General features: G+C 65.4%; 6 protein-coding genes and 1 pseudogene. 6 read left to right on the forward strand and 1 reads right to left on the reverse strand.

Features of this window, described 5'->3' with window-relative positions; all coding sequences use genetic code 11:
- The 5 genes and pseudogenes from IVB32_RS03700 to IVB32_RS03720 form a co-directional block, all read left to right on the forward strand.
- Positions 1-765, forward strand: a pseudogene (locus IVB32_RS03700) (flagellar hook associated protein); the annotation flags it as partial.
- Positions 766-836: 71 nt separating this feature from the next.
- Positions 837-1,619 carry a hypothetical protein gene (locus IVB32_RS03705; protein ID WP_247368225.1) on the forward strand — a complete coding sequence of 261 codons (783 nt, stop codon included), beginning with the start codon at positions 837-839 and terminating at the stop codon, positions 1,617-1,619.
- Positions 1,609-3,258 carry a hypothetical protein gene (locus tag IVB32_RS03710; RefSeq protein ID WP_247368223.1) on the forward strand — a complete coding sequence of 550 codons (1,650 nt, stop codon included), beginning with the start codon at positions 1,609-1,611 and terminating at the stop codon, positions 3,256-3,258. The genes IVB32_RS03705 and IVB32_RS03710 overlap by 11 nt, the downstream gene beginning before the upstream one ends.
- Position 3,259: 1 nt before the next feature.
- Positions 3,260-4,513 carry a hypothetical protein gene (locus IVB32_RS03715; protein ID WP_247368221.1) on the forward strand — a complete coding sequence of 418 codons (1,254 nt, stop codon included), beginning with the start codon at positions 3,260-3,262 and terminating at the stop codon, positions 4,511-4,513.
- Positions 4,510-6,006 (forward strand): aspartate aminotransferase family protein, encoded by a 1,497-nt coding sequence (locus tag IVB32_RS03720; RefSeq protein ID WP_247406878.1) that lies wholly within the window; start codon positions 4,510-4,512, stop codon positions 6,004-6,006. Before IVB32_RS03715 ends, IVB32_RS03720 begins: the two co-directional genes overlap by 4 nt.
- Positions 6,007-6,124: 118 nt before the next feature.
- Here the strand turns inward: IVB32_RS03720 and flbT are convergent, their stop codons facing one another.
- Complete coding sequence (gene flbT, locus IVB32_RS03725; protein WP_085357252.1) at positions 6,125-6,562, reverse strand: flagellar biosynthesis repressor FlbT; 438 nt, start codon at positions 6,560-6,562, stop codon at positions 6,125-6,127.
- A gap of 319 nt (positions 6,563-6,881) precedes the next feature.
- Between flbT and IVB32_RS03730 the strand changes: the two genes are divergently transcribed.
- On the forward strand, positions 6,882-8,448 hold a 1,567-nt coding region (locus IVB32_RS03730; RefSeq protein WP_247409857.1), incomplete at its 3' end, for a DUF1522 domain-containing protein.

The following is an 8,448-nucleotide window of genomic DNA, read 5'->3' on the forward strand; positions in this document are numbered from 1 at the left end:
GCCTCGGGCGCCAGCGGCCCAAACCAGATCAACATCACCGACAACATCACAACTCTGCTTGGCAAAATCGATCAGATCACCGGCACCACGAAGCCGTCGACGATCCATGGCGGCGTGATCACGATCAACACGGACGATCCCGGGAGCCTCAATATCACGAGCTCGAACAGCACGGCGTTCGCGGCGCTCGGCTTCACGACCTCCCCGGTCACGGCGGCAAAGGCTCCGCTGCGCGTCGGCTCGTCGCCCCTCGGCTCGGCGACGACGCTGGTGAACGGCTCGGCCACCACCGTGCAATGGTACCTGGGCAATGACGGCCCCGGATCGCCGCGCTCCACCGCGATGGCCCGGGTCGACGATTCCGTCACGGTGCAGTATGGCGCGCAGGCGAACGAGGACGCGATCCGCAAGGAGCTGCAGGCGGTCGCCGTGTTCGGGACGTTCTCGACCTCACCGACCGGGCAGTATTCGGGCGGGCAGGTCGCCGCGCTGAGTCTGCGGGTGACACAGGCCCTGACGAAGCAGCCAGGCGAGCAGCGCATTGAGGACATCCAGACCGACATCGCGATGGCCCAGAACACCATGAAGGACGCAGGCACGCGCCAGACCCAGGCCAAGGCGCAGCTCCAGACCATCATCGACCAGGCGGAATCAGCCTCGCCGGACCAGGTCGCGAGCGAGATCCTGTCGCTCCAGAATGCGCTCCAGGCGTCCTACCAGGTGACCTCGAACCTCGCGCAGCTCTCGCTCGTCAAGTTCCTGTAAGCGGGCGTTAAGGCGCCGTTAACCATGCCTCTTTACCTCTTGGTGAGGATTGCAGCGGGGCGGAGCTGACGATGTCGGAGAAGATGAAACTGGTGGTGGCCACGCCATGTTTCGGTGGGCAGGTGACGAGCATCTATGCGAGCTCGATCTTCGCGCTTCAGCGCGCCGTGCACGGCATGGCCAATCTCGAGCTCAAGGTGCTGCTGCGCGACGGCGATGCGCTGATCACGCGCGCGCGGGCCAATCTGGCCGCGATGTTCCTGGACGATCCCGAAGCGACGCATTTCCTGTTCATCGATGCCGACATCGGCTTCAAGCCGGAGCAGGTGTTCCGGCTGATCGAGTGCGGCGCGGACGTCGTCGCCGGCTGCTATCCGATCAAGCGGATCAACTGGGACAAGGCCGCGCGGGCGATCCAGTCCGGCCGCACCGACGTGCCGGCCGCATCGCTCGACTACGTGCTCGAGATCGAGGACCCCGACCGCATCGTGGTGGTGAACGGATTCACCCGTGTGCGCTACGCCGGCACCGGCTTCCTGATGATCCGGCGCTCCGTGCTGGAGGCGATGTGCCGCCATCCGGACTACGCCGCCTTGCAATTCTTCCGCGAGCATTCGCATGACACGCTGGCGGCGAGCCAGAACCGGTTTGCCTTGTTCGAATGCATGATCGATCCGGCGACCGGCACCTATCTGTCCGAGGACTTCGCCTTCTGCAAGCGCTGGACCGACATCGGCGGCGAGATCTGGGCCGACATCGAGAGCTCGCTCGATCACGTCGGACCGTCGGTGTTCCACGGCGACATCACCTCGCAATTCGCACCGGCGCCCGCGGCGGCGGCCGATGCAGCGTGAGCCTTTCGGGATGAGCGCCGGCGCATCCCGTCTGTCAGCCAGCGAGCGCCCGTCCGACAGCGGCTCGCGCTATCGCCTGCGCGATCTCTTCACGCCACTGGATACGCTGCTTGCCTCCGGCGGAGATCCGCGGCTGGCGCTCGATCGGAACGACCGTGTCAACGCCTATGGCTGCGCGGCTTCGCCGGAGCCGGAGCTCTGGAATTTCGCCTCCGCGACCGCGTCGACGATCTCGCAGATGGCCTACGACCGCGCCGCGCTGGCGCGCGAAGAGCTGATGCACAAGTGCCTATTCGACGAGGTCGAAATCGCCTTCGACGCCCGCTGCGAGGACATGCGCGAGGAGCTGCGCGGCCACCTTGCGCTCTCGTCGCGCATCGAAATCGTGTTCTCGCCGTCCGGCACGGACTCCCAGCTTCACGCCCTGTTCGTGACGCGCGCGGTGCTCGGCGCGGCGCCGGTGAGGATCGTGGTCGGCGCCGACCAGACCGGAAGCGGGACGTCGCATACCGCACGCGGCCACCATTTCAGCACGATGACGGCAGGCGGCATGGCCGTGCGCAAGGACGGCGCGGTGACGGGGCTCGCCGGCGACAGCATTGCGGTGCCGCTGATCGACATGGCGGCCGGCATTGCGATGCGCACCGATGCCGATGCCGCGGTGCTGCATGCGGTCGAGACCAGCCTCGCGCAAGGCCGGCGCGTTTTGTTGCAGATCATGGATTCGTCAAAACTCGGTTGGCGTGCCCCAAGCGAGGCGTGTCTCGACGAGATCGCGCGGCGCTGGCCGCGCAAGGTTCAAATTGTCGTCGATGCCTGTCAGGCGCGGCTCGGTCGCCGGCGGCTGCGCGCCTATCTCGACCGTGGTTACATGGTGCTGATCACCGGCTCGAAATTTTTCGGCGGACCGGCCTTCAGCGGTGCGCTGCTGTTGCCGAAAGGCCTGTCGCGGTCGATCGACCGGATGTGCCGGATCGCGCCTGGCATCTTCGACTATGCCGGTCGCTGCGACTGGCCGGTGGCGTGGACGATGCTGCGCTCGCGCTTTGAGCGCCGGCCGAATTTCGGTCAATGGCTGCGCTGGGAAGCCGCGCTGGCCGAGATCGGCAGCTACTACGCCGTGCCCGGGGCCTTCCGCGCCAGGATGCTGGCCGAGCTCGCAGCCGGCATCGACAGCATGATCGCGTTGTCGCCGTCGCTTCGTGCCATTCCAACCGCCATCGACAAGTCCAGCGCAGACGATGAGGAATTCGTGCAAGCCACGATCTTTCCGTTCACGCTGCTGCGCGGCGGCAAGCCGGTCTCGCTCGCCGAGACCAGCGCCGTGCATCGGGCGCTGGCGTGCGACATGGCCGAGGAGATCAGCGGCAGCGCGGCGGACCGGCAAGTGGCCGCCCAGCGCTGTCTCGTCGGCCAGCCGGTCCGACTGGAGCGGCAGGACGGTGCGCCGCAGGCCGTGTTGCGCCTCTGCGTCGGCGCACGATTGGTGACCGAGGCATGGTCGCCGGATACAATGCAGGCGCAGCGCAATGTGCAGCACGTTCTTGATCGCATCGCCCATGTGCTGGTGAAGATCGAGCTGCTGCTTGATCGTGGCGCGGTTGCGGCCGTGCCGGCAAAGTTCGCGTTCGAGGTGTGAGATGCAACATCCAGTTTCCGCGCCGAGCGGCGTGACCGCGCCGACCTATGCCGACCGCATCGGCTTTGCGCAGTTGACGCGCAGCGCCTTCGAGGGAGGTGACCTGTATCCGTTGCGCGAGCGGCTGCTGGCGCGGATCGAGGAGGGAACGGCGGAGGCCGGCGAAGGCCTCGATCTCTCGCTGATTGCCCAGCTTCTCGGCGAGAAGGAGGCTGGGCTGGTGATCCAGACCGAGGTGCTCTCCTTCCACCAATTGTTTCGTACGCCTTGCGCGGCTCCAAAACCCCGCCTGCGCGTGCTCGCGCTCGCCGCCGATATCGACATGGGCGGCAACACGCCGATCGACTTCCTGCTTGAAGATTCCGACATCGAGCTGTTGACGCTCTACGTTGTCAAGGGCATCGGCCTGCCGGATACTCTGCCGGAGCACGACGTCGCCATCGTGATCGCATCCGATTCCGAGGAGTGCCGGGAGGCGCTCGCGCTGATCGAGAAGGCCGCGCCGCACTGGCCGAAGCCGCTGCTCAATCGTCCCGATCTCATTGGCAATCTCGATCGCGACAAGCTGTATCGTCTGCTGACGGGCGTGCCCGGCCTCGACATTCCCGTGACCGCCCCCACGACGCGTGCGCAATTGTCGGAGCTTTCGCGAGGCAGGATCGTTTGCGAGGAGATCACGGGCGAACTGCGCTTTCCAATGATCGTGCGGCCGCGCGGTACGCATGCCGGCGTCGGTCTCGCGAAACTCGACGATGCTGGAGCGCTCGCGGCCTATCTCGCCGAGCGACAAGAGCAGGACTTCTTCGTCGCACGTTTCGTCGACTATGCGAGTCCGGACGGGCTCTACCGCAAATATCGTCTCGCGATGGTCGACGGCGAACCTTATGCCTGCCACATGGCAATCGCCGATCGCTGGGACATCTGGTATCTCAACGCCTTCATGGCGTTCAGCGAGGAGAAGCGGGCCGAGGAAGCCGTCTTCATGCTCAACTTCGACCGTGCTTTCGCTGCGCGCCACAAAATCGCGCTGGACGAGATGAGCAGGCGCGTCGGCCTCGACTACTTCATCGTCGATTGCGCCGAGAACCAGAACCGCGAGCTGCTGGTCTTCGAAGCCGACAATACCGCCGTCGTGCACAACATGGATCCGCCGGCCGTGTTTCCGTACAAGCCGCCGCAGATGCGCAAGATCTTTGCGGCATTCACGGCGATGCTGTCGCGGCATGCACAGGCCAGAGAAGAGAGTGCGGCATGAACGAGCTCATCCGCAACACGCACAGCTCCGTCACGCACACCTCGCTCGATCCGCAGGACTGGAGCGATTTCCGCGCGCTCGCCCATCGCATGCTGGACGAGACGATCGACGGCATCGCCAATATTCGCGCGCGCCCGGTGTGGCAGGCGATCCCCGACGAGGTCCGTGCGGCATTCAGGACGGACGTGCCGCGCGATGCCAGCGATCTCGCCGATGTCTACCGCGAATTCGCCGAGCATGTCGCGCCTTATGCGACCGGCAATGTTCATCCGGGTTTCATGGGCTGGGTGCATGGCGGCGGCACGGCCGTCGGCATGATCGCCGAGATGCTCGCCGCGGGCCTCAACGCCAATCTCGGCGGGCGCGACCACATGCCGATCGAGGTCGAGCGCCAGATCGTCGACTGGATGCGCCGCCTGTTCGCGTTTCCCGAGAGCGCGAGCGGCATCTTCGTCACGGGCACGTCGATGGCCAATCTGATGGCGGTGCTGGTCGCGCGCACCGCTGCGCTCGGCGCGCTGGCGCGGCAGTACGGCATCGGCAACGATGGCGCGCTGCTTACGGCTTATACTTCGCGGGCCGCGCATGGCTGCATATCGCGGGCGATGGATATCGCGGGATTTGGGAGCGACGCCCTTCGCAAGATCGGGGTCGACGCGGATCATCGCATCGACGTTGCCGCGCTCCGTGCGCAGATCGCTACCGATCGCGAGGTCGGCTTCAAACCGTTCCTCGTCGTCGCCTCCGCCGGCTCGGTCGATGTCGGCGCGATCGACGACCTCAAGGCCGTCGCCGCGCTGTGCCGCGAGGAGGGACTTTGGTTTCACGTCGACGGGGCGTTCGGTGCGCTCGCAATTCTTTCGCCCGAGCTCGCACCGCTGCTCGGCGGCATCGAGCTTGCCGATTCCATTGCGCTCGACTTCCACAAATGGGGCCAGGTGCCCTACGACGCGGGCTTCCTGCTGGTGCGTGACGGCGAGCAGCACCGGCGGGCCTTTGCCCAGCCGGCGGCTTATCTGAGCCGCGAGGCGAGGGGGCTTGCGGCCGGCGCGGTCTGGCCGTGCGATCTCGGCCCCGATCTGTCACGCGGCTTCCGCGCGCTGAAGTCCTGGTTCACGCTCAAGACGTTCGGTACCGACAGGCTGGGCGCGGTCATCGCGCGCAGCTGCGCGCTGGCGAAATATCTGGAGACGCGCGTTCTGGCCGACCCGCGACTGGAATTGCTGGCGCCAGTGAACCTCAACATCGTCTGCTTCCGCTACCGCGCCGGCGATGCGATCAATCGCGAGATTGTCGCCGACATCCAGGAGTCCGGCATCGCGGCGCCGTCGAGCACGACACTGGATGGCAGGTTCGCGATCCGTGCCGCGATCGTCAACCACCGCACCGCGGAGATGGATATCGATGCGCTGGTCGCGGCCGTGCTGGAGTTCGGCGGACGGCGCAGCGGCGGCGTGATCGAGGTCGAGGCGCCGCCGCTTGTGGCGCAGTGACATCAGGTTTTTTTGACGCGGTTTCTTCAAGCGAAGCGGTACCTTCGCTTGAAAGCGGTTGAACGAAAAACGCCCCGAACCTGGTTTGGGGCGTTTTTGTTTGCAATGCGTGAAGCGCTCAGGCGGCCGAGCTGACGTCTTCCTTGACCTCATCCTTGGGATGGGTGGCCTCGAACTGCTCACGCAGCTTGTCTTCATAGGCGATCAGCTTGCGGGCGTCTTTCAGCGCCCGGTAGAGGTCGCCGCTCATGATGTGGTTGTTGATGTCCTCGATGATAGGCCAGGCGCTCGGCACCGCCGTGACGATGTCACGCACCAGGTTGAAATAGGTGCCGTGCTGGCTCTGCGGATCCGGCGAGATGTACATGAGCTGGACCGCCAGATAGACGAGCTTGGCGGGCGTATCGGCGGTCTCCGGCGTGAGAATGTCGCGCTCGCGCAGGATCGGCACGTTGTCGCCGTCGATCAGAAGGCGGGCGCGCTGTTCAGTGTTGGTTATCACGCAGTTACCGACGATGATGCGTTCGTGCGGTCTCAGCTCGACCTTGAGGGCCATGCCTGTTCTCCATCAACGCTTTCGTAACCGAGCGTGTGTTGCGGCGGATCAGGGCGCAATACTCCATCAAGACTAGTTAACGAGTTGTAAATTTCGGGTCTGGGGACGAAAAACCCCAATCATTTCAACGCCGAACTATGCGGCGCCGGAGCGGCAGAAGCCGTTTGCCCCTCCGAATCATGCCGCGACTCAGCGAAAGCGCCGGTTTCATTTCATGCTTCGTTAGATTCTCGGCGCCACGGTCCGCCGGTCGCTGGATCATGCTCGATCCAAGCAGACGCGTAACAGTAAGCGTCGTTTACCAGAAAGGTAACACCCAATGTCCGGTATCGTTCTCTCCTCCTCGGTTCGTCAGAACCTGCTCTCCCTCCAGTCCACCGCTGATCTTCTCGCCACCACGCAGAACCGTCTGTCGACCGGCAAGAGCGTCAACTCGGCTCTGGACAGCCCGACCAACTTCTTCACCGCCCAGTCGCTCGACAACCGCGCCAGCGACATCAACAATCTGCTCGACGGCATTGCCAACGGCGTGCAGGTGCTGCAGGCCGCCAACACCGGCATCACCTCGCTGCAGAAGCTGATCGACAGCGCGAAGTCGATCGCCAACCAGGCGCTGCAGACCACCGTCGGTTACTCCACTAAGTCCAACGTCTCGGCCACGATCTCGGGTGCAACCTCTGCCGACCTGCGCGGCACGACTTCCTTCGCCAGCACGGTTGCCACTAGCAACGTGCTGTATGACGGCACGGCGGGCGGCACGCACGCGGCGACCTCGGCGATCACCCTGGGCGCGACCCAGGGCGTCAACACCGGTGCGACTGCAACGGCTGGTGACGGCACGACGGCTCTCTCCGCTGGCATCACCCTGATCGCGAGCGGTGCGGCGACGGCGACCGGCCTGGTCGGCACCGCCCAGCCGGCCGACGGCGACACGGTCACCGTCAACGGCAAGACCATCACGTTCCGTGCCGGCGCTGCTCCTGCCGCCACTGCTGTTCCCAGCGGCTCGGGCTTCAGCGGCAACATCGTCACCGACGGCAGCGGCAACTCGACAGTCTATCTCGGCACCAGCGGTACCCCGGCTGCGACCGTGGGCGACCTCGCCACCGCGATCGATCTCGCCAGCGGCGTCAAGGTTGCGACCATCAGCGCCGGTGCGGCCACCATCAGCACGAGCGCTGGTGCGACGCCATCGGACGTCGGCACCACGACGGCCAGCAAGGTCACGCTGCGCAGCTCGACCGGTGCCGACCTCAGCGTCACCGGCAAGGCTGATCTGCTCAAGGCTCTCGGTCTGAGCTCGGCCGTCGGCGGCGGCAACGCGACGGTGAACGTGGCCCGCACCACCAGCGCGGCCTCGCTCGGTCAGTTGATCCAGGACGGCTCGACGCTGAATGTTGACGGACACGTCATCAGCTTCAAGAACGCCCCGGTTCCGGGCTCCGCGGGTGCTCCGGCCATTCCGTCCGGCTTCGGCAAGAGCGGCAACGTCATCACCGACGGCGCCGGCAACTCGACGGTCTATCTGCAGGCTGGTACCATCGGTGACGTCCTGAATGCGATCGATCTTGCCACCGGCGTTCAGTCCGCCAGCATTGCCGCCAACGGCACTGCGACGCTGTCGACCGCCTCGGGCCAGACCAACTCGTCGATCAACGCGTCGGGCCAGCTCAAGCTGTCCACCGGCGTCAACGCCGACCTGTCGATCACCGGCACCGGCAATGCGCTGAACTCGCTCGGCTTCGCCGGCAACACCGGCACCGCGACCGCTTTCACCGCGGCCCGCACCTCCGGCGTCGGCGGCATCAGCGGCAAGACCTTGACCTTCTCCTCCTTCAACGGCGGCACGGCGGTCAATGTCACCTTCGGCGACGGCACCAACGGCA

This window comes from Bradyrhizobium sp. 23, from assembly GCF_023073295.1.
Classification (GTDB): domain Bacteria; phylum Pseudomonadota; class Alphaproteobacteria; order Rhizobiales; family Xanthobacteraceae; genus Bradyrhizobium; species Bradyrhizobium canariense_D.

Coding starts and splice junctions, on each gene's coding strand:
- IVB32_RS03705 (WP_247368225.1), top strand. CDS start 837: ATGTCGGAGAAGATGAAACTGGTGGTGGCCACGCCATGTTTCGGTGGG.
- IVB32_RS03710 (WP_247368223.1), top strand. CDS start 1,609: ATGCAGCGTGAGCCTTTCGGGATGAGCGCCGGCGCATCCCGTCTGTCA.
- IVB32_RS03715 (WP_247368221.1), top strand. CDS start 3,260: ATGCAACATCCAGTTTCCGCGCCGAGCGGCGTGACCGCGCCGACCTAT.
- IVB32_RS03720 (WP_247406878.1), top strand. CDS start 4,510: ATGAACGAGCTCATCCGCAACACGCACAGCTCCGTCACGCACACCTCG.
- flbT (WP_085357252.1), bottom strand. CDS start 6,562: ATGGCCCTCAAGGTCGAGCTGAGACCGCACGAACGCATCATCGTCGGT.